21 protein-coding genes are annotated in these 19735 nt (G+C 54.5%); 13 read left to right on the top strand and 8 right to left on the bottom strand.

Translation table 11 applies throughout. The features are described from left to right. Positions 1-23 precede the first annotated feature (23 nt). A complete protein-coding gene (locus VEI50_13100; protein HXX76060.1) occupies positions 24-1139 on the bottom strand; it encodes a hypothetical protein in 1116 nt (371 codons plus the stop codon). A 562-nt stretch (positions 1140-1701) separates the two neighbouring features. On the opposite strand from VEI50_13100, the gene VEI50_13095 reads away from it, so the two are divergent. The 3 genes from VEI50_13095 to VEI50_13085 all read left to right on the top strand — a co-directional run bounded on the left by VEI50_13095 (position 1702) and on the right by VEI50_13085 (position 2939). Next, positions 1702-2019, top strand: a complete 318-nt coding sequence (locus tag VEI50_13095; protein HXX76059.1) for a PepSY domain-containing protein — start codon at positions 1702-1704, stop codon at positions 2017-2019. Positions 2020-2182: 163 nt separating this feature from the next. Continuing rightward, positions 2183-2437, top strand: coding sequence for an RNA-binding protein (locus VEI50_13090; GenBank protein ID HXX76058.1), 255 nt, complete (start codon positions 2183-2185; stop codon positions 2435-2437). Positions 2438-2678: 241 nt separating this feature from the next. Continuing rightward, positions 2679-2939: a hypothetical protein gene (locus VEI50_13085; protein HXX76057.1), complete on the top strand. Its 261-nt coding sequence runs from the start codon at positions 2679-2681 to the stop codon at positions 2937-2939. Positions 2940-2965: 26 nt separating this feature from the next. Here VEI50_13085 and VEI50_13080 read toward each other — a convergent pair whose 3' ends face one another. Continuing rightward, on the bottom strand, positions 2966-3238 hold the full coding sequence (locus VEI50_13080; protein HXX76056.1) for a TraR/DksA family transcriptional regulator: 273 nt from the start codon (positions 3236-3238) through the stop codon (positions 2966-2968). Between the two features lie 352 nt (positions 3239-3590). Here VEI50_13080 and VEI50_13075 point away from each other — a divergent pair, with 352 nt between their 5' ends. After that, complete coding sequence (locus tag VEI50_13075) at positions 3591-4079, top strand: hypothetical protein (protein ID HXX76055.1); 489 nt, start codon at positions 3591-3593, stop codon at positions 4077-4079. 427 nt (positions 4080-4506) lie between these two features. Here the strand turns inward: VEI50_13075 and VEI50_13070 are convergent, their stop codons facing one another. The 4 genes from VEI50_13070 to VEI50_13055 form a co-directional block, all read right to left on the bottom strand. Then, complete coding sequence (locus tag VEI50_13070; protein HXX76054.1) at positions 4507-5340, bottom strand: lysophospholipid acyltransferase family protein; 834 nt, start codon at positions 5338-5340, stop codon at positions 4507-4509. Then, positions 5313-6086, bottom strand: a complete 774-nt coding sequence (locus tag VEI50_13065) for a GNAT family N-acyltransferase (protein ID HXX76053.1) — start codon at positions 6084-6086, stop codon at positions 5313-5315. Before VEI50_13065 ends, VEI50_13070 begins: the two co-directional genes overlap by 28 nt. A 205-nt stretch (positions 6087-6291) precedes the next feature. After that, entirely contained in the window at positions 6292-7002 is a 711-nt protein-coding gene (locus VEI50_13060; GenBank protein ID HXX76052.1) for a response regulator transcription factor, read from the bottom strand. Positions 7003-7311: 309 nt separating this feature from the next. Then, on the bottom strand, positions 7312-7551 hold the full coding sequence (locus tag VEI50_13055) for a thermonuclease family protein (protein ID HXX76051.1): 240 nt from the start codon (positions 7549-7551) through the stop codon (positions 7312-7314). Between VEI50_13055 and VEI50_13050 the strand changes: the two genes are divergently transcribed. Continuing rightward, on the top strand, positions 7489-7695 hold the full coding sequence (locus tag VEI50_13050) for a hypothetical protein (protein HXX76050.1): 207 nt from the start codon (positions 7489-7491) through the stop codon (positions 7693-7695). The genes VEI50_13055 and VEI50_13050 overlap by 63 nt on opposite strands. A gap of 112 nt (positions 7696-7807) precedes the next feature. On the opposite strand, the gene VEI50_13045 is transcribed toward VEI50_13050, so the two are convergent. Continuing rightward, positions 7808-8131, bottom strand: coding sequence for a PilZ domain-containing protein (locus VEI50_13045; GenBank protein ID HXX76049.1), 324 nt, complete (start codon positions 8129-8131; stop codon positions 7808-7810). Between the two features lie 206 nt (positions 8132-8337). Here VEI50_13045 and VEI50_13040 point away from each other — a divergent pair, with 206 nt between their 5' ends. Both VEI50_13040 and VEI50_13035 read left to right on the top strand, forming a co-directional pair. Next, positions 8338-8895, top strand: coding sequence for a hypothetical protein (locus VEI50_13040; protein ID HXX76048.1), 558 nt, complete (start codon positions 8338-8340; stop codon positions 8893-8895). Positions 8896-9069: 174 nt separating this feature from the next. Continuing rightward, positions 9070-9687, top strand: coding sequence for a DedA family protein (locus VEI50_13035; protein HXX76047.1), 618 nt, complete (start codon positions 9070-9072; stop codon positions 9685-9687). A gap of 128 nt (positions 9688-9815) precedes the next feature. Here the strand turns inward: VEI50_13035 and VEI50_13030 are convergent, their stop codons facing one another. Further along, positions 9816-10769 (bottom strand): aldo/keto reductase, encoded by a 954-nt coding sequence (locus VEI50_13030; protein ID HXX76046.1) that lies wholly within the window; start codon positions 10767-10769, stop codon positions 9816-9818. An 852-nt stretch (positions 10770-11621) separates the two neighbouring features. Between VEI50_13030 and VEI50_13025 the strand changes: the two genes are divergently transcribed. The 6 genes from VEI50_13025 to VEI50_13000 all read left to right on the top strand — a co-directional run. Continuing rightward, positions 11622-12536 carry an NmrA family NAD(P)-binding protein gene (locus VEI50_13025; GenBank protein ID HXX76045.1) on the top strand — a complete coding sequence of 305 codons (915 nt, stop codon included), beginning with the start codon at positions 11622-11624 and terminating at the stop codon, positions 12534-12536. Positions 12537-12612: 76 nt separating this feature from the next. Beyond that, entirely contained in the window at positions 12613-13767 is a 1155-nt protein-coding gene (locus VEI50_13020) for a saccharopine dehydrogenase NADP-binding domain-containing protein (protein ID HXX76044.1), read from the top strand. Between the two features lie 304 nt (positions 13768-14071). After that, positions 14072-15292: an ankyrin repeat domain-containing protein gene (locus VEI50_13015; protein HXX76043.1), complete on the top strand. Its 1221-nt coding sequence runs from the start codon at positions 14072-14074 to the stop codon at positions 15290-15292. A 753-nt stretch (positions 15293-16045) separates the two neighbouring features. Then, positions 16046-18688: a magnesium-translocating P-type ATPase gene (gene mgtA, locus VEI50_13010; GenBank protein HXX76042.1), complete on the top strand. Its 2643-nt coding sequence runs from the start codon at positions 16046-16048 to the stop codon at positions 18686-18688. Positions 18689-18710: 22 nt separating this feature from the next. Further along, positions 18711-19418: an MgtC/SapB family protein gene (locus VEI50_13005; GenBank protein HXX76041.1), complete on the top strand. Its 708-nt coding sequence runs from the start codon at positions 18711-18713 to the stop codon at positions 19416-19418. A 10-nt stretch (positions 19419-19428) separates the two neighbouring features. Then, the coding region (locus VEI50_13000) for a hypothetical protein (GenBank protein HXX76040.1) at positions 19429-19735 on the top strand (307 nt) is incomplete at its 3' end.

Below are 19735 nucleotides of genomic sequence, written 5' to 3'. Positions count from 1 at the left end.
CATCCTTTTCGATAGGGTTTAGGCTAATGTCCGCTTAACGGAAAGATGGACAGCGCGATGGACACAGCGATTAAGATGATGATGATCCATTCCAGGAGTTCCATCCGGCGAGTACCAGCGCGGTCGGACATTTTGCTGTAGATGCTCTCCAAAGTTTGGAGCTTCCGCATGATGCTTGCGTCCCATGCCTCCAAGTGGAATCGCTGAGAGACGAGACGGTAGACGCGCGCCAGGTATTGATCGCCCAAGAGTTTCAATGTGTTGGTGACTCGTTCGAAGAGGAGTGCCCCGTCGACCTGGAGTTGTGCGATGCGAGTCGTATCTTTGTCGTAAGAGCCAGGGAGGGACAAGAGTCCCGGTCTGCGGGAGAGTGCCTCGTAGCCTTGGTCTAACGCCTGATCGAGCTGTTCATCGAGTATCCGCATCTCCAGCAACTCGACGTTGGCAAATTCCAACACAGCACGCACATCGTCCATGTCCTTCCCGACCAACACCGCGGCATGCCAGTCGATGAGGGCTGCGTCTTCGATCCCAAACGAAATCCGACAGGAGAGAGCATCGCGTGTTTCCTGGTCCGAGAGCGGAGTCCGTTCACCACGCAGAATGCGGGCAAGTGTCATCTCCCTGGTCGTCCACAGCGGCGGTCCCTGTGATGGCGAACAGGCCTCAATGGAGAAGATAAGGTAATCCTCAACCTCAGCGGCGATCCGAGGCCGTTCGATCGTCGGATGAATGGCTTGGACCAGTTGTTCGACTCGCGCGCGCGACTCTGCCAGCAACTGCTCGTTCTCATAGAGCGACTCACTGAGGTCGAGCAATCCGTCGAAGGGACCATCCAACGCGAATCGATACGTGATACTGACTGCTCCAAAGTCAAACACCATGACTTCGACGGTTGGACTTGATGAATAGGAGCCCACCGTGAGGGAAGCGCCCTCCTGCGTCAACCGAAGGGGGGCCGGGCGGTAGTCGAAGTACTGTGGAGCCCTGGCCTTATGACGCAGCCGTCCGCGTTCGGTTCCGGCCGTAATGCGGCGGTCTGCCTCCTCTAGGTTGATGGACGATCCAATATCATACGCAAACATGGCATAACACGTTCCCTTATTGATAATGAGCTTCGCTGTGCGTGCGGCTGGCATGACAGCATCTCCGGGGGTGGTAAAGGTGAACGTCATTCTATCAGGTTCGAACTTCGCTCCGTGGGTATTCACCGAACCGCTTAATCTCGCGAGACAATTCTCGAATCGATGCTAAATGATATCCGACGTTATTTGCCCACTCCTCCGTCTCAGGCACTTGAATAAGCGTGGGAGCATCGCCTTCCTTCCACTTGGTCCTCGGGTGGAGACCATGGAATAAATTAACTAACCTATGGCGCAACTGTTACAAAAGTATTTGCATATTGTTACGTTTTTGTTAACAAGCGGGAGGTCCCTCACGATTTTAAGGATTCAATCATCACAATGGGGAGTTGTGAGATGCACCCACAGCATATTGTGGAATATGGAATCCTCATCCAGGTTACAGGCCGTGGATACGCCGCGCCTCAGTCCCCAGTTTGTGCCTATTAATTGGGCATATTTTTCAGTGGAACTTCTTGGACTGCAAGACTACACTTCCTTGCCTGCAAGGCGGAGAACTGCAGTTTCACCCCATCGTATAGAATAACGGTTACGTGCTCGGCGTGAGGAGGGGAGCCTGATGAAGCATAATCATGACAGAGTGATGCAAGCGAAGAAAACCGTCGCTCTGATCAGCACCTGTTCCGTCACGATCGAGCGGGCTATTAATGTGGCACTGTCGAGCATCGGCGGAACGGTGTTTGATGCCAAACTGAAAGAAGTCGACGAACGGGTGGTGTGGCGCGTGAAACTCCTCAATGCTGGAAGACAGTTCAAGGTATATATCGACGGACGGTCCGGTCACGTCCTCGAGGCGAAGGCCGAGATAGTTGCCGATGAAAGGCAGGAAGGCGTACAACCGGGTCGCATACCAACGTTTGAATCGGCGTCTCGATAAGTATCCGCGCAGCTCCTGCCACCTGACTATCGCTAGTTAGTAGGATCGTTCTACTATCTTCAGAAACTGTTCCACTCAGTGGGCAAAATCCTCTCCAAGCTCAAAGCCAATAAAGTCGATTTCCATTAGTTTTTGGTCGCTACAGCTCATTACTGGGGGTACGTTGCAAACCAAGCTTATTGTCGATGGATTTCCGTCCTCCTTCACTGAACAAGATCTCAAGGTTCTACTCGTCCCCTTTGGTTCTGTTCTTTCTGTCTCAATTGCGCGAGATCCGCAGGGAGAGTCCTTGCGCATGGGTCAGGTAGAAATGGCTCTGCCAGAAGAAGCGAAACAAGCCAAAGAAAAGCTACATCTGTCCTACATCCAAGGAAAGATGCTTCTGGTATTCTGGCAGACAAACGAAACGGGGAAGTGAAACATACGATGGACGTATCGAGATAGATGGAAGAACCGAAGCCACCTGACCACGCATTGACAGTAGTCATCGTCACGATAACGGTGATGGTCTTTGTTTTAGATTTGCTCTAGCTAGAGCACGGACCTAATGCGGAGGTCTTCGGAGAGTGGGAGCAAATAGTAGTAGCAGAAACATTGAAAAGGGAGTAGTATTCGCCCCCCCCATGCTGTGAAGCGTACAACCATAGGAGAGAATCTCTATGACCAAGTTGTACATTCTTCAGGAAATCAAACGAACCACTCGGGCCAACGGCGGCACGCCACTGCGGAAAATAGAATTCGAATCTGAGACAGGCATCAAACGGTATGATTGGTATGGCGTGTACTGGGCTCGCTGGAGCGATGCCCTCAGGGAAGCGGGCTGTCTACCTCAGCACGTGCACGCAGCGACCAGACCGCAGCCTTCGAAACCGCTGGTCTATGATCGTTCGCACACTGCTCCCATTGTTCGGCTTGTGTAAGTCACCATAGCGGTGTGTCTCATCTCTTATAACCCTCGACGCTCACGCATCGTTTGACAGTGAACACAGTAGAGCGAATCTGGCTGCACTTTGAGTCTGGCACAGGGGATTTCTTGACCGCAGCGACGACAGATCCCGTACGAACGTTCACGCAGGGATATGAGTGCTTGTTCGATTCGACGAAGTTTTTCAACAGTGCGCATCTTGACCGACCATGAGACATCGAGTTCATGGTCTGCAGCGGCCTGGTCGGTAGGATCGGCGAACAGTTCCGGTTCTGTCGTAATCAAGTGAGACATCGTGGTTTCGTGCGCGAGCATCGATCGAAGTCTGTTGAGTTCGCACTGAAGATGTGCGTACTGTGTGTCCCTTCGGAAAAGAGTGCTCCGATGCTTTGATTGGACGATTCGCGAACTGCGGTTCGACGAGAGCGCGTTGCGCATCGGTTTCGCCTCACTCTCCTAGTACTTCTACAAGATCCGCCGCACTGATCGATCAGTGCCGGATCAAGTCTGCGTAACACTTGTCTGCCCAGGTATGGGAAGCCAAGAAGAGGCGATTCCCTATGAAAACGGGGAGATCGGAGCGTATTGCGCACGGCGTGGTTGTTTAAATCATAGGAAGTTAACGAACTTGTAACACGGCCTTACCATGGGTGTAATGGAATGGAGCGAGGATGAGGATGCCCAGGGTGGAAGCGTGCGCCCCGGCTGTTCCGGGGGATCGGTATTAACTGCCAAAGGGATTCCAATGCAGCACATGCTCAAGGGGTTGTGCAGTATCGTCATATCCTGTGCACTGGCTTTTATCGCAGCAAGTTGTGCGCGGCCGCAGAAGTACATCGACATCACGTGTGGGAAAATGCCTGGCGAGACGTTGCTCGATCGGGAAGCTGCCATACAATGCCAGCAGTTCCGGCAGGAAGAAGCGGCCACGGCGGTCTACAATGAAGCGACGCTGCTGATGAAGTCGTATCGGGCCTGTCTAGAGAAGTACGAACAGACACCGGTGCGTGCACGGGAATATTGCGCGATGTATGGCAAGGCATTGCAAGACATCGGATTGCAAATCAAAGAACCCCTCGATGCGAGCCTCACGGGGAAAGAAGCGGCTCAGACGCCGTCGAAATCCAAATTTTAGCCTCCCATTGATCTGTGCGAACCGCTTCTCTGCCGTCATAGGTTGGATACAGGTACGCCTAGCGTTTGTCATTCTGGCAGTCGCGGGGCTCCCATCGTTGAGATCGACGGTCTTGATCGAAATGCACGCGGTAGCCGACACATCGAGATCGTCCGGCCAGGAATTCATAGTCCCAAATCTCAGTTCCGTTCGATGCTTGCTTGAGGCGCTGTGGGTAGCCGAACCGGTGAATTAGTTCGTCTTGCGTGGCGGTGCCAATGCTGGATTCGAACTCTTCAACACGCGGTGCGGCGCAAGCGGACACGCACGATAAGCAAACTGTGAACAGGAGCGCGATACTCGTCGTTGAGTGGCGGCCGTGCCGGAGTCGTGTGGTTGGAGACATGATGGAACGGATGCAAAATCATGCCGTCAGGCGAGAGAGAAATCAAGCGGTGGAGAGCGGAGGGGAGCATGGATCGGTTACCATGATATGGAGTCTGGCTGGGACATCGGCCCGACCGCGAGAGCCCTCGACCCATCGTGCGATTACATCCTCCGCTTGCTGAGCGAGTTCCCGTCGAGTCGAGCCGGCGGCAATTAACGGCGGAGCGAACCACATCTGGATTTCCGTTGCAGGTCGAGCCACGATGCGAAGCATCGAAGCGATCAGGGAATCTTCACCGAGGAAAGCCGCCCCAACGTCGGCTGTCCCGTCAGGCCCCGGGTAACGAAGGCCCACCGGCCAGACAGTGGCCTCCGCATCGATCGCGGATTCGAACAATCCCGAATGAAACGGTCGTAGGGAGGTCCCGTCGGACGTCGTGCCCTCCGGGAACAGGGCGACGCAGTGTCCTTTGCGCAATGAACGGCTGACTGTCTTGGCCACACGGGTCAACTCATAGCTGCGCGATCGACGGATAAACGTCGTCCCCGCTCGGGCGGCAAGCCAGCCGACGATCGGCAACTGCCGAACCTCAGCTTTTGCCACGAATCGGACTCTCCGGAAAGCGTTGATGGCCAAGATATCCAGCCAAGAGATATGGTTGGCTGCAAAGAGCACCGAAGACAGCGTCACTGGAGGAACGTCGCCTAACAATCGGAGACGTGCGTGTAAGATCCCCAGCATCTCTTGCGACCACTCGACGATGATGGCGTCGCGTTGGGTTGAGTTGACGTGAGGGAAGACGATCCACACGAGGAGAACGCCCTTCGCCAGGTGATTGACCAGGCGGAGTATTCGGCCTGCTTGCTTTATGCGGCTGAGGGTTGGGCGAGACATGTGGTTCCCATAAAATGGCGCGCGTATCGCTGGTCCATTCGCGACATCGGCAGTAACATGAAGAGGTCGGCGGTGTTGAACTGTTGATCCCATGCCGGCTCTCCGCAGATATAGGCTCCTAACCGGACATATCCCTTGATGAGTGGCGGGAGGATCGGCTTGCCGACGACGATGCCTGGTGCGACGGGGAACGGACGATGAGGTGTAACTCGCCAATATTCCGGGCTCAGATGTTCTCTTCGCAAGCTGAGGTACGCTTCCGTCGCACTGCTTCCGCCATCGGCCAGGCTGATGCTCGCGCAGCCCATCAGGTACTCATATCCGCCGGTCAGCATGAAACGAGCCAACCCGGCCCACAGCAAGGTAATGACGCCTCCACGTCGATAGTCGGGGTGGATGCACGATCGTCCGACCTCGACGACCCGGGGGAGCAATGGACGAAGTTTGGTCAGATCGAACTCGCTTTCGGAATAAAATCGACCCAACTCCTTCGCCTTCCATGACGTCAAGATTCGATAGGTGCCGACGACCTGATCGGTGTCTTGGTCGCGGACAATCAAATGCTCGCAGGAGGAATCGAACTCATCTTCATCGATCCCCACTGTGGGCGACTCCAGACGAGCGCCACATTCCTCTACGAAGACCTGATAGCGGAGTCGTTGGGCCTCCCGTACTTCAAAGGCCGATTTCGCAAGCGTGACCGATAGATTGGATGTATGCCCTTGCTCTACGGTTTGAGCAGCCATATTCGTTCCCTCCTGTAGATCATGGGTCGCCTCTCTAAGCCTGGCGTGGCCATGTAACAGAAGGGTAAATTCCTCGTGAAACGGGGGTTAATTTGGGATGAGGTATTGATGGCGGACGTTACAGAAATTCAACACAATCGAGCGGGGATATAAGCGGGCTTACTCGATACCGCGGCGCGAGCTACAACCAAGGTTTATAAGGGAATCATTCGGATGCGTTGATGTATTTGAGCTTATACCCAAGTGATTTGACGGAGAGAATCGCCTCATTCAGGAAAGGGAGTTTCTGCTTGAGCCGACGAATGTGGACATCGACCGTTCTGGTCGTACCGTAGTAATTGTAGCCCCACACCGCATTTAAGAGCACGTCGCGGGTCAACACCCGACCGGGCTGATGCAGGAGATGTTCGAGCAATCCGAATTCCTTCGTCGTCAAAGGAATCTCCTGCCCGTCAATCAAAACCTCATGCCGTGAGAGGTCCATGAGCAACGGACCGTAGGAGTAAGAGGATTGGGTTGAATCATCGGCGCGCTCCAATCGGCGGAACAAGGCTTTGACTCGCGATACTAACGCCTTGGGGCTGAATGGTTTGGTGACATAGTCATCGGCTCCCAGTTCAAGGCCGATGATGGTGTCAGACTCTTCGGCTTTTGCGGTCAACATCAGGACAGGAAGCATGACCGTGTCCGGAAGACTCCGAATTTTCTTGCAGACTTCCAGCCCGTCCATTTCCGGGAGCATCAGATCCAGAATGACCATGTCGGGGAATTCGCTCTTGATGGACCTGAGGCCTTCGATTCCCGTTTTGGCGATCGCTGTTCGAAACCCTTCTTTTTCGAGATAGTGTTTCACCAGCTGCGCGATGTCTTCTTCATCTTCGACAATCAAGATCTTTTTCAAGGAGAAAGTTGTCATGTGACCACCACAGTTATCGATTCACGGCGGCAGTGAGAGTGTGAGAACATCGGGAGTTCGAAGGGAAGGATAAGGGCCCAGTGTTACGATTGTATTACTAATAATTTAAGATGTGAGCATCTAGGGATAATTCTGGAGCGCTAACGCCGGAAGCCATTGAAAATAAGCTGATAACATATTGAGGATCTTGCACAGAACAGGCGTAGGGGTGCCGGTGAAAAGCGTATGAAAGATGATGAGGTCTGCTGTGATGAGCGTGGGCCAGCTGCTCAGAGCGAATGAAATTCGTCGACCGATAAGACTACCGGGTTACTTCTTCTTCTTTCGCCACTCCCACGGAGGCACCGGGTTGGATTCTGCCCACAATCCCTTCTTGCCCTGCCGGGCTTCTTGTTCCAGCTTTTCGAATTTCCTGTTCCCCGGCGCATATTTTCGATCCCACCGACAGTACCCCTCTTTGACGAACTTAAAGCTGACGTTGGTGCCATGCCGCAGGAGCATATCGGCAATTTTCCGCCCGTTCTTGTCGGGGCCGTAGGTATTGAGCAGGACTTCCTTCCCGACCAGTATGTCGGAGATAACGTACTTCGCTTGTTCCCCCTAGGTTTAACCCTTTTCGGGACAGTCAATCCCGTTAATCGGTATCCGTTTCGTCTTGCCCTGGTGGAAGACATCGAGAATATTACCGTCTAGAACGGTGTCGACCTGGCTTCTCAACGCGGCTGTCTCAGCGGGGAGCGTCCATAAGACGAATACAGCACTCCACAGGGTTAAGCAGTTCCTGTTCGGCATCAAAGGGTGATTTTCAAGCCTGTTGCTCTCGCTTTAATCGCTCGAGGAAGTGGCTTAATCGTTCCTTGTGTGGTGGAGTCAGGGTGATGAAGCCCACACCCAATTCGTGGCCGCGGGTCCAGCGTACCGCCGCCTGTTCGACACGGATTGGCGCTTCTTCGCCAGGCACGTGAAGGCGCAGGGCCAATTGAATACCTGTATATACCTGGCTCTTGGTCTCGACACAGCAGCCACCCTCCGACAGGTTTACGATGGTACCAGTCGATTCGCTAAGCTTGGGACCAGAGAGCATGCTGTGAAAATGCACAGGAAAGCGCTGGTGGCGGCGGAGGTCCATAAGAGCCTTCCTTCCGATCAGGCATGTGAGGTGCGCTGGTTCTCCCCATCGAGCAACATTCTGTTTCGATTTGTGAGCCACAACGATGGATACGACCGGATTGTCTGCTGTCGACGCAAGGCTAGGCTGTCTGTAGAAAGGTGTCAAGGCTGACAGAGGCGAACAAGGGGCGTAGGATATTTACGAATTGGGAAGGAGGCATGACCATGAATCATCTCGCGTACGTACCGCTCCGTATCCCCTCTCTCCTTCTGAGTGTGGGGGTCATCACAATCGTCCTTGCCTCAACCACGGGTTTTGCCGAGCAACCTGCCGAACCTCCTGATCTTGAGGCGTTGAAGGGGGTGACGGGAGTGGAGGTTCTCGTCGATCCTTTGGATGTTGAGATTGAACAGTTAGGGCTTCAGACAAGTGCTCTCCAAAAAGACATCAAGCAGCGCCTTCAGAAGGCGGGGGTGAGTGTAGTGACCGAACGCGAGCGACTCAAAACTCCGACTGCGGCAACACTGATGATTCGAGTGGATACGCTCCATGATCGCATCGGCCGCTATTTTTACTCCATCGACATGTATCTGACGCAACGTGTTCGCCTGGAAAGCCGAGAAGGAGCAGAACTCTCCGCCGTGACTTGGATGAAATTTGGGTCGATCAGCACGGTCGCCGATGACAATGTCAAGCATATCGAGACCCAAGTTCTCCAAAAAACGGATCAGTTCATCAAGGATTATCTGGCCGTGAACCCTGATCGCAAAGCCAAGAGTTAAAGGTTCCAGTTAGAACACAGCATTCTGGCAAATCTGGCCTGGTGAACCTCAGCCTGATCTATCGTGTCGTAATGGTCGCACCTGCTCAAAGGCGAGATCTATGATGGCTTCCCTTCGCTTTCCAAGGAAAGGCTCTGGTCTTGAGATGACACCAGAGCATAGCTAGGGCTTGTCATGGAAGCTGGATTCGATTGGATTGGCCGCTACCGGTACGGAGCGATCTTCACTCTGCTGATGCTGGGCATCGTGGGTCTCCCAATTTCAGACGAGTCATTACTCATTTTCGTCGGCTATCTCAGCTTCAAAGGGACGCTGCAGCTTGAGCCGGCGGTGGTTACCGCCTTCTTGGGGAGTGCCAGCGGCATTACCATCAGCTATGCGCTCGGCCGGTTTGTCGGGCTTCCCGCACTCCTCAAATTCGGCTACCTGTTTCACCTTCGACCAGACCACCTGGCCAAAGCGCAGCAATGGGTTGAACGCTGGGGGAGGTATTCCCTTCTCGTGGCCTATTTCATCCCCGGACTCCGTCACCTTGGCGCCTTGATCTTGGGCGCCGCGCTGCTTCCTCCGACGGTATTTGCCCGGTTTGCCTATACTGGAGCCTTGATCTGGTCGACGAGCTTTATTGGAATCGGGTACATCGGCGGAGAAGAATGGAACCAGCTTTCCCCTTTGATGCATCGAACACTGGTTGTGGTGACACTGCTGGTTCTTCTTACGCTCGCGATAGGGGTCGCATGGTGCCTCGTGCGACGAACCCTCAGATCGTACTCTCGCGCCAGCGGGGAATGAGGATCATGAGCCATCACTCCATCGGCAGCGAGCCTTCTCTCGTGGATTGATTATGTGGTGGGCCGTGTAGTGATGAAACGGAGCACCAACGACCAACAGCTGAAGAGGACCGGGCAAAAGGAGAAAATTTAAGCTGCCCTCTCTCTGTGTTGCTCTCTCCCTATTGCACTGTCATAAATGTCCGAGGATTTGAACCCTTCAAATCGCCCATCCGTTGCGTAAGATTCGACCCGCCGCCTCAGGGCCTCCATCTCGTCTTCGGTCATAGGGGTGAATTGGTGCGCTATCCTGACATTCTGGTGCAACACTTCCAGTGAATCAACTCCACTGACGACAGAGGCAATTGGAAGACTGAGGACATAACGTAACGCCTCCTCCGCCGTGAGTATGCCTTGCCTGATAGGATCTCCGTTGCCGCTCAGGGTCTTCATCGCAAGAGGAGCGATACTCAACCGGATCAGCTCAGGTAAGACGGTACGCTCAAAGCTTCGAAAGGTGCCATCAAACACGTTCAGTGGTAGTTGGCAAGTATCCCAAGGGAAGCCATACTGCAACATCTTCAGATGGATTGCGGGATCCTTATGACCCGTAAATCCGACGAAGCGAACCTTGCCTTGACGCTTTGCCTCCATCAATGCTTCGATACTTCCGTTTGGACTAAAATGCTGATGAGGCTCATCAGGGTAAATCACCTCGTGAATCTGCCAGAGATCGATGTAGTCTGTTCGTAGGCGCCGCAAGGATTCCTCGAGTTGCTTGAAAGCCAGCTTTTTGTTGCGGCCATGAGTGCACACCTTGGTCATGACGAAGACCTTGTGCCGTCGACCAACGAGAGCCTTCCCCATCCAGTCTTCACTACGTCCGTCATGATATTCCCAAGCGTTGTCAAAGAAGGTGAGCCCGGCAGCTATTGCTTCATGGATAAGCTTGATGGCGTTCTTTTCACAGTCAATGCGACCTAAGTGGGCACCTCCTAGGGCGAGAACGGACACTTCAACGCCAGTTTTCCCAAGAGGTCGGCGGGGAATTTCTCTTGACGGTGGAAGGATGGAATGAACGGTTGGCGATCTTCGTTGAAGCATGCTCACCAATATGAACCTTGATCAATTAGTGCCACAGCTCAAACTAGTGCAGCCTTTTGTAAACTTAGAGGTCAGGTCCAAGACTGTCAAACCAAAGCGTGCTTCTGGTTCGGGTCCTGATAGAGCGCGCTCGACAGATGTTCCGCACTTGATTGACCCTCCCTGCGAAGTACTACCGAATAAGGCTCCGGCAGGTCGCGATGTGGAATTTTGAATTGGATGTTGCGAGTTTTGAGGTGGAGCGGCTGTTGTGGCATAAGTCACCTACGATGACACAGCACAGCGATATCCCCATCACTATCCGGAAAATTTTCGGGGTGGTATAGAAGTGCTGGATCGGATCAAGCTGGTAACTTACTTCATCATAGCCGGCTCTGTCGGCAGGGAACCTGAAACGGTAAGTGGTTGATATTGGTGGGCCGTGTAGGGGTCGAACCTACGGCCCGCTGATTAAGAGTGTAAATAGGGCAGTTTCTCTAACGGCTTGATCTGCAACCTGGTTTCCCCATTTCTTTTGCTGACCAAGCGGTTAGCTCGCTTACAGTGATTCTATTGGTTCTTGTCGATTCTACCCTTTGCTCCTATTTCTATCACAAATCTATCACAACCCAAGGCCGATGCTTGATGTCGGATCGGATTCCCCTGACGGTATAGAAGAAAGAACGTTCACGTTCGGAATTACTTTGAGATAGCAATTCCATGTCCAAGGATCAAAAACCTCTCTCCAGTTCAGAACCACAGATGTCGATTTATCCTGAGCTTTGACGTATCCTTCCAGCTGGTCCAAAAACAAATGTTTAAAAAGGTTTGAATCGGAGCCGGAGAGCCACCGTATTTCTGGGAGAGGACTCAGTGCCTGAACTGAATATTGTGACAGGGGGACTCAGCTATATAGGCAAATACATCACGCGACGACTTGTTGCGGAGGGAAAGAAGGTCCTCATCCTGACGGGCCATCCCAATCGCCCCAACCCATTTGGCAAGCAGATCACCATTGCGCCATGGAATTTCGAGAACCAAAAAGCCCTGGTCACCTGCCTTCAGGGAGCCACAACGCTCTTCAACACCTACTGGGTCCGTTTTGATTACGACACGGTCTCGTTCGATAGCGCTGTCGAAAATACCAAACAGTTGATCAAGGCAGCTGAGGAGGCCGGTGTTCGAAAGATTGTTCACCTGAGCGTCTCGAATCCATCCGAAGAAGCACCGTTTCCCTATTTCAGAGGGAAGGCCGTGCTCGAGAAGGCCATTCGCCAATCAAAGTTGCCCTATGCGATCATCCGGCCAACTTTGGTGTTTGGCGGCGAAGAAGAAATCCTCGTCAACAACATTGCATGGCTCCTGAGACGGTTTCCGATTTTTGCCATTCCCGCACCGGTCGACTACCGCCTGCAGCCCATATTTGTCGAAGACGTGGCGACACTTGCGGTCGAAGGAGCCCGGACTCCTGAGAACACAACCATAGATGCGGCAGGCCCTGATACGTTCACATTCAAGGAAATGGTGCAGCTGATCGCTCAAAAGATTGGCAGCAGAACGCTTCTCTTTCACGCGAGTCCCAGCGTGTCTCTGGCGCTTCTCAAAGTGATCGGCTTGTTGGTCGATGATGTCGTTCTGACCCGTGACGAACTGGGGGCCTTGATGGCCAATCTCCTTGTTGCGAAAGACCGACCGAGAGGAACCACTCGGCTGAGCGACTGGCTCGATCAGAAGGCCAACGCTCTAGGACGGACCTATGCCTCAGAATTTGACCGTCATTTTCGCTAGACGTTCGGCCTGCTTCGCGGACAGCTCCTATTGAAGCTGTGCGGTCCACAAACAAATGCGTGACGACCATTCAGCCATGCGTTTTTCTCAAACCGCACCCTGCCGATTACTCATTTTTGGCGCAAACGGGGTATTCGGTCGGCGAATCATCAAGGGACTCGCGACTCTGGATGGACTCAATATCGGGGCGGTCTGTCGAACCAAACAGCAAGCCATAGCCCTCGCTCAAGAGTTCAAGCCTTCCGTCTCTCCTTTATGGGGTGATGTTCAATGTCGGAGTGAGGTGCGGAGTCTGATGGACGGTGCGCATGCGGTCTTTCATTGTGCGGGCCCGTTCAGTGCTCACCCCCTCCATCCGCTGCGGCTCGCCCTTGAACATGGCCTCCATTATGCCGATTTGGGAGATGACCCCGGCTATCTCGAGACAGCCGCCCAACTCATGGCCTCCTATCCACCTGTCGATCGGATAGTGATCTGTGGAGCGTCGAGTCTACCCTCCATGACCTCCCTCCTCACTCGAATGGCTGAGTCCCGATACGGGCCAGTTGAACGGATCTCCATCCGGATGTTTATCGGAAACCAAAATCCAAAGGGGAAAGGGGTTATCGAATATCTGATTCATGCGTTGAGACATCCATTTCAAGCCATGCGAAATGGCTCTTCGACACCGGAGTGGACTTGGAGCACGTCTTCCACCTATTCGAGCCCCTTCGACTCCAGACGGCACCCGTTTAGTCTCATCGAATCCCCTGACGACCATTTCTTGCCTCTCTGGTTTAAGGCGGTAGAGGTCTGTTTCCAAGTCAGCCTTGAATTTTGGTGGATTCATCATGTGGTCCGCCTCATCGGTCTACTCCAACGCATCACGCCACAATGGATAGATCCACTGTGGAGTGCCCTCCTGTTCAGAGGACATCCGTTGTTGTTGAGCCACTTCGGCAGCACCCTGGGATGGCTTGAGGTGACGACCACTCATCGGCATGGATCAGACCTAGTCATCCATTGTCAACAATTCTCCGCCGGCGATGATGGTCAGAAAATCCCTTCGTTCCCATTGATCACCATCGGCCGCGCCCTCGCAGGCCAGCTTCCGTGTCAGACAGGTACGGTCACAAGATTTATGGACCTTCTGGCCATCGAGCAGTTTCTGACGGAAATCCGCGCCGCTGGAATCAACTATCACGTTGGCCGCCCGATATCGGAAGATGGCCGTCAAGCAGCTCTTCAATAAAGTGGTGCTGGGGAAATAATTCCTAGGACACTGTGGGTTCAAAACCAGTTCTTTTTGACCCCTGGGACGCGTACTTTTAATTCTCAACTGGATCGACAGGATAGCAACTCAATTTTCACATCCTTTTTGACCGCCTGGAATTCGACCGACTCGCCGGCCAGCGATCGTAGCTAGTCAGTGCGCACCGTTGCTATGGGGGTCCCAGTGAACCGGCTCGGTCCCGCTTCTCTGCTATACTTCCATAGGATTGCTAACACATCTGAGCCGATACCCACATCAGAAACCCAATTCAAGGGCATGTGAGATGTGCCGCCCACTGAGAGTCCTCGTCGCGATCGTCATGGCAGGCTTGGTCGCCGGGACGGCGTGGGCGGAGGACTCGTTGGATACGAAGCTATTGCTGTCAATGAACACTCCCCCCGGTGGAGACATGGCTCTGATACGGTCCCTGATTGCCCAGGGCGCCAATGTGAATGCCAAGAATGAACTACTTGGCCAGACGCCGTTGCATATGGCTCCCACACCAGAGGTGGCCGCCCTGTTGCTTGCCAAGGGCGCGAAGGTGAACGCGACGAATGTCCTTGGCCAGACGCCACTGCATTCGGCTGTGGGGGCGAACAAGAAGGCTGTGGCCGAAGTGTTGATTGCCAACGGGGCAGATATGAACGTCAGGGATCAGGCGGGCTTCACGCCGCTGCATACGGCTGTGGCCGCTGACGAGAAGGATATGGCTGCGCTGTTGATTGCTAAGGGGGCGCAGCGCTCGTGGTCGTTGAACGAGAAGCTGGTCACGGCCACATTCTTTGGAGACATGGCAATGGTGAATTCGCTGATTGCCAAGGGCGCGGATGTGAATACCAAGGATCAAGCTGGCGGTTTGCCGCTGTGTAAGGCTCCCACAAAAGCCATGGCCGAACTGTTGATTGCCAAGGGCGCCAAGGTGAACGCGACGAATGTCCTTGGCCGGACGCCGCTGCATTGCGCTGTGATCGAAAATCATAAAGACGTGGCCGAAGTGTTGCTGGCGAAGGGGGCGGATGTGAATGCCGCGGATAAATTTCGCTGGACGCCGCTGCATCACGCGGACACAAAAGATATGGCCGAACTGTTGCTGGCGAAGGGGGCGGATGTGAACGCCAGGCAGGGCTTGGGCTCTACGCCGCTGCATTCGGCTGCGGCCAAGAACGATAAGGAAATGGCCGAAGTGTTGATTGCCAACGGAGCGGATATGAACGCCAGGAATGGCGCGGGCGAGACGCCGCTGCATGAGGCTGCGTCCACGAACGCGAAAGAGGTGGCCGCACTGTTGATCGCGAAGGGGGCGGATGTGAACGCCAGGCAGGGCTTGGGCTTCACGCCGCTGCATACGGCTGCAGCCTATCGCGCTAGAGATGTGGCCGAAGTGTTGATCGCCAACGGGGCAGACGTGAATGCCAAGGATTATAAAGGGAGGACACCCTGGCAAATTGCGGACATCAGTGACAAAGACATGGTGGATCTGTTGAGAACCAAGCTTGTGCATTGACCTGATGGTCTCCGGTTCATCTTCAGGCGAGTCTGGTACCACCCTGGTGCGAAAGAGCCGTGATCCAGAGTGAGAAAAGAGCTGTTTGGCGTATCCTTGGTCTTGCACCGGAGAGGCTCACTCCACCCAATTGTGCTCATTTTGTGCTCAACTCCACCTCACTCCAGCTCATTCCAGCCTACTCCAGCCAAAGTTTGGATTTCGCGCAAACTTTGGCTGGAGTGGGCCTCAGTGAGCCTGAATAGGCTGGAGTAGGGTGACGACCACGGTTTCCTAAACCGCAGGTCATGGGTGCGAGGGAAATGCCTTGACAAGAGTTTTTTACTGGCGTAAAGGCACACAGAGTTAATCACTGGAGCAGTTCACCATGGATGATGGCGGTAGTAGTAGAGATAGGGTAGCTGTCTCTTTGCTCGGCTTGCTGGGCCAGGAGAGGTTGGAGTTCGTCTCTCGAATCCCACGTTCGTAGCCTGCCTCTGACCTCTCCTTCCGGCCAATGGGAAGGAGAGGATGTCCATTCTGGCTTTACTTTCAATTGTCGTGGTCGTCGCGTGCACTACGGATCTGGCTTGCCGGAATTCAGGGTACGCCGTCTGCCGTGAGCAAGCCTGCGAAACCGCCGTGGGCGATGGAATTGAGGAATCGTGCTGTGATTGTTGAGCTCCATGCCTAAAATGTAACGGATAAGGGATGACGATGAACGGAAATACCCCGACCCTCAAAGAGAAGAAGCAACCTCTGTCGGAGGTCAGCATGGGTGAGGTTCACTTTTTGAGGAATCTCTCCAATCTGGATCTGCGCACAGTCTTTCGCGTCCTCACGACATCTGAGCAAGGCTTGACGGATGCTCACGTCGCCCTGCGAGTCGAGAAATATGGCAAGAACGAGGTGGCTCACGAGCCTCCGCCACCGTGGTACCGGATGCTGTTCAAGTACCTGAAGAACCCCTTTGTCCTCGTCCTCTTGGTCATTGGCGCCGTGTCCTACCTGACTGGGGACCTGAGGGCCACCGTCGTCGTGACTGTGATGGTTGCCTTGAGTGTGGTGATCCAGTTCGTCCAGGAGTTTCGCTCCTCCCAGGCTGCCGAACGCTTAAAAGCGATGGTGCGCGCCACAGCTACCGTTACTCGACAACAGTACCAGCCGCTGGCCGATGGCACCGTCAAAGAATTCAGTGAGAAGCGGGAGGTGCCCTTTGAAGAGTTGGTGCCAGGCGACATTGTGCACCTCTCCGCGGGCGATATGGTCCCCGCGGACCTTCGGCTCTTGACCGCCAAGGATCTCTTTGTCAGCCAGTCGGTGCTGACGGGGGAATCAATGCCGGTGGAGAAATACGAGTCGCTAGGCACACGTCCGAACGGAGCCCGCCCTCGAACGGACGACATGGCCGACAATTTGCTCGACCGGGGAAACCTCTGCTTCATGGGGACGACGGTCATTAGTGGCACGGGAACGGCGGTTGTCGCGACAACGGGGGCACAGACCTACTTTGGCTCTATGGCGAAGAGCATTGTGGGACAGCGTCCCCTCACCAGCTTTGATCAGGGGATCACCAGAGTCACCTGGGTGCTGCTCCGGTTCATGCTGGTCATGGTGCCGGTGATCTTCGTCCTCAATGGACTCGTCAAAGGTGGCTGGCACGAGGCGTTGCTCTTCAGCCTCGCTGTGGCGGTCGGGTTGATCCCGGAAATGCTCCCCACAGTGGTCACGGCCACGTTAGCCAGAGGGGCCGTGGCGATGTCACGCCACAAGGTGATCGTCAAACAGCTCAATGCCATTCAGAACTTTGGTGCCATGGACGTGCTCTGTACGGATAAGACCGGCACACTGACACAGGACAAGATCGTGCTGCTGCAGTATTTGGATCTCGACGGCAACAAAAGTCTCCCCGTGTTGGAGTACGCCTACCTCAATAGTTATTACCAGACCGGTTTGAAAAGCCTATTGGATCGCGCCGTGCTTGACCATGTGGAGCTGGAACCGCAACTTCATGTCGCGGAGCGGTATGCCAAAGTCGATGAGATCCCCTTTGATTTCCTCAGACGTCGCATGTCGGTGGTGGTAGAGCAAGACCATGCGCAACATCTCCTGATTTGTAAAGGGGCGGTCGAAGAGACCCTCAGTATTTGCACCCACGCGGAGGAGGCTGACGCGGTGACCCCTCTAACTGCAGCACTGCGCGAGCGCGTGGTCCGGTTGACCACGGACTTGAATCAGGATGGGTTGCGGGTCATCGCGGTGGCTTCGAAGACCTTGCCAGCCTCGGATCGGCCCTATGCGATTGCCGATGAACGGGACCTGGTGTTGGTCGGGATCCTCGCTTTTCTCGATCCCCCGAAAGAGACTGTGCCGGAGGCGCTCGCAGCCCTGAAGGACCATGGTGTCCAGGTGAAGATCCTGACCGGAGACAATGACATCGTGACGCGGCGGGTCTGCCACGAGGTCGGTTTGCACATCACACACGTGGCGCTTGGCAGCGAGATCGAGGCCCTGTCGGACGATGAGTTAGCGACCCTGGCAGAGCGGACTACCGTCTTTGCCAAGCTCAATCCGTTACAGAAGGCCCGCATCATCCAAGCACTGCGGCAGAAGAACCACACGGTCGGCTTCCTGGGTGACGGCATCAATGACGCTGCGGCCCTGCGCCAGGCAGATGTCGGCATTTCCGTGGACACCGCGACGGACATCGCGAAAGAATCAGCCGATATTATTCTGCTTGAGAAGAGTCTTCTGGTACTTGAAGAGGGAGTGCTCGAGGGACGCGAGGTCTATGGGAATATCATCAAGTACATCAAGATGGCCGCGAGTTCTAACTTTGGCAACATGTTCAGTGTGCTCACGGCCAGTGCCTTCCTGCCGTTCCTCCCGATGCTCCCCATCCAATTGCTCATTCAGAACCTCTGCTATGACCTCTCGCAATTGTCCCTGCCGTGGGATCGGATGGACGACGAATTCCTCAAGGAGCCACGGCCGTGGAATCCAGAGGGCATCGCTCGCTTTATGGTATTCATCGGTCCCATCAGTTCCATCTTCGACATCATCACCTTCGTCGTCATGTGGTTTGTGTTCCAAGCCAATGCGCCTGGCCACCAATCGTTGTTTCAATCGGGTTGGTTTATTGAAGGGCTGCTCTCACAGACGCTGATTGTCCATATGATCAGGACGCAGAAAATTCCGTTTGTGCAAAGCACGGCGGCCCTGCCTGTCTTGTTGCTCACGGGTCTCATCGCAGCGATCGGGCTTTCGCTCCCGTTCTCTTCTTTGGGGACATTCGCGAGCATGGAGCCATTACCAGACAGTTATTTTGTTTGGCTGGCCGCCATCCTGTTCAGCTATGCCGTGCTCACGCAAGTCGTCAAGGGGTGGTATCTCAGGCGATTCCACGAATGGCTCTAAGGCTCAGGAAAGAAACTCCATCATGACTCTGTTGGACTTCACATGTCGGATCGTCCTCGCGGTGGCGTTGGGAGCGGTGATCGGGATTGAACGCCAATACCGGCAACGCGGGGCGGGCTTGCGAACCAATGCCTTAGTGGCCATGGGCGCAGCTGCCTTTGTGACCCTCTCGTCGCTATTGTCGGGAGAGCAGAGTCCCACCCGGATCGCGGCCCAAATCGTGTCGGGCATTGGCTTTATTGGTGGTGGGGTAATTCTTCGGGAAGGGCTGAGCATCCGGGGACTCAACACCGCCGCGACGTTGTGGTGCTCAGCCGCGGTGGGGAGCCTGGCAGGATCGGGATTTCTGGGCGCTGCCGCCATTACTGCGTCTGTCATTGTTACGACGAATGTGTTGTTGAGACCGGTCGGCCAGTTGATTAATCGGCAGTCTATGGAAGTGTCGGAGCTGGAAGTCACGTATCACCTGACAACCACCTGTCAGGACACGGAGGAGCCGCATATTCGAATGCTCATCCTTCAGGCTGTGGCCAGAGAGGCGCTGCTCCTCAAGGCGTTACGGAGCGAAGCACTTCCTGAGGCGGAGGTCACGAAGGTACAGGCCGAAGTAGTTACGAATGGAAGGCAGGACCGTCTGATCGAAGAGCTCACGAGTCGGCTGAGTATGGAACCCAGCGTCCGTTCGGTCAGCTGGGAGAGCGGCGAGCAGAACGGCAAAGATCACGCGTAGGGTCCCCGGAATGGAAATAGGTTTCCTTGTGTTATTCCCGATCGACCGAGCCCCATATCGCCAAATGATAAGCTGGCTTCTGGCTCCGGCCCCTCGACCTATCAGTGTCCTGAAGGCCGCCATCATTACCAAGATTATCTTTTGGACTTTTTCCGGTATGGATCCGGCATACGCACTGGAGAAATATGGGCGGCCTCTGCCGGAGATGGGAAAAGAACAGGCTGAAGGGCCTCCGAATGGGAGAGAAGAAGAGGAAACCTTTCTTGGGGGATATCTCCTCACCGCCCCCTTTGTGTCAAACCCTTCCTTCACCGCGC

It is taken from the genome of Nitrospiraceae bacterium, assembly GCA_035623075.1.
Lineage (GTDB): Bacteria > Nitrospirota > Nitrospiria > Nitrospirales > Nitrospiraceae > DASPUC01.
This window is presented reverse-complemented; position numbering and strand designations above follow the sequence as displayed.

Excerpts from the sequence above, each read along its gene's own strand:
- VEI50_13100 (HXX76060.1), bottom strand. The coding sequence starts at position 1,139 with ATGCCAGCCGCACGCACAGCGAAGCTCATTATCAATAAGGGAACGTGT.
- VEI50_13095 (HXX76059.1), top strand. The coding sequence starts at position 1,702 with ATGAAGCATAATCATGACAGAGTGATGCAAGCGAAGAAAACCGTCGCT.
- VEI50_13085 (HXX76057.1), top strand. The coding sequence starts at position 2,679 with ATGACCAAGTTGTACATTCTTCAGGAAATCAAACGAACCACTCGGGCC.
- VEI50_13080 (HXX76056.1), bottom strand. The coding sequence starts at position 3,238 with ATGTCTCACTTGATTACGACAGAACCGGAACTGTTCGCCGATCCTACC.
- VEI50_13075 (HXX76055.1), top strand. The coding sequence starts at position 3,591 with ATGGGTGTAATGGAATGGAGCGAGGATGAGGATGCCCAGGGTGGAAGC.
- VEI50_13070 (HXX76054.1), bottom strand. The coding sequence starts at position 5,340 with ATGTCTCGCCCAACCCTCAGCCGCATAAAGCAAGCAGGCCGAATACTC.
- VEI50_13065 (HXX76053.1), bottom strand. The coding sequence starts at position 6,086 with ATGGCTGCTCAAACCGTAGAGCAAGGGCATACATCCAATCTATCGGTC.
- VEI50_13060 (HXX76052.1), bottom strand. The coding sequence starts at position 7,002 with ATGACAACTTTCTCCTTGAAAAAGATCTTGATTGTCGAAGATGAAGAA.
- VEI50_13050 (HXX76050.1), top strand. The coding sequence starts at position 7,489 with ATGCCGCAGGAGCATATCGGCAATTTTCCGCCCGTTCTTGTCGGGGCC.
- VEI50_13045 (HXX76049.1), bottom strand. The coding sequence starts at position 8,131 with ATGGACCTCCGCCGCCACCAGCGCTTTCCTGTGCATTTTCACAGCATG.
- VEI50_13040 (HXX76048.1), top strand. The coding sequence starts at position 8,338 with ATGAATCATCTCGCGTACGTACCGCTCCGTATCCCCTCTCTCCTTCTG.
- VEI50_13035 (HXX76047.1), top strand. The coding sequence starts at position 9,070 with ATGGAAGCTGGATTCGATTGGATTGGCCGCTACCGGTACGGAGCGATC.
- VEI50_13030 (HXX76046.1), bottom strand. The coding sequence starts at position 10,769 with ATGCTTCAACGAAGATCGCCAACCGTTCATTCCATCCTTCCACCGTCA.
- VEI50_13020 (HXX76044.1), top strand. The coding sequence starts at position 12,613 with ATGCGTTTTTCTCAAACCGCACCCTGCCGATTACTCATTTTTGGCGCA.
- VEI50_13015 (HXX76043.1), top strand. The coding sequence starts at position 14,072 with ATGTGCCGCCCACTGAGAGTCCTCGTCGCGATCGTCATGGCAGGCTTG.
- mgtA (HXX76042.1), top strand. The coding sequence starts at position 16,046 with ATGGGTGAGGTTCACTTTTTGAGGAATCTCTCCAATCTGGATCTGCGC.
- VEI50_13005 (HXX76041.1), top strand. The coding sequence starts at position 18,711 with ATGACTCTGTTGGACTTCACATGTCGGATCGTCCTCGCGGTGGCGTTG.